This is a genomic window from Pseudoalteromonas sp. SG45-5 (genome assembly GCF_014164085.1).
GTDB classification, from domain to species: Bacteria; Pseudomonadota; Gammaproteobacteria; order Enterobacterales; family Alteromonadaceae; genus Pseudoalteromonas; species Pseudoalteromonas aliena.
In genome coordinates, this window is the sequence record NZ_JACJEM010000170.1 from 1 (window position 1) to 368 (window position 368).

Genomic DNA, 368 nt, shown 5'->3' on the forward strand with positions numbered 1-368 from the left:
TAGCGCCTATTTGATTGCGAACGGCAGCCACAAGCGCTTGTTCTACTTCTTTGGTTGAACCTACAAAATCATCTTTAAGCACAATCATACCCATAGGCAGTTGGCCTTTTAGGGGATCGTTTATATCAAAAACAGCACATTCTGCAACGGCTGGGTGTGCGGCGACTATTTCTTCCATTTCGCCAGTTGAGAGTCTATGCCCTGCTACCCGAATTCAGGTTCCAAGTGCACCAAACCTTAAATCACTAATTAATAAAGACTTCTTCAGCTGTCTGATAATTTAGTATTTTCCTTGGGCGAGTATTAATTTTCATTACAACCTCTTGGAGTTGTTCATTAGTTATAGTTGAAAAATCAGTTTTCTTTGG

General features: G+C 40.5%; 1 pseudogene. It reads right to left on the reverse strand.

The window, feature by feature from the left end:
- Positions 1-214: pseudogene (locus H5119_RS20145) on the reverse strand (AMP-binding enzyme); the annotation flags it as partial.
- Positions 215-368: the final 154 nt, after the last annotated feature.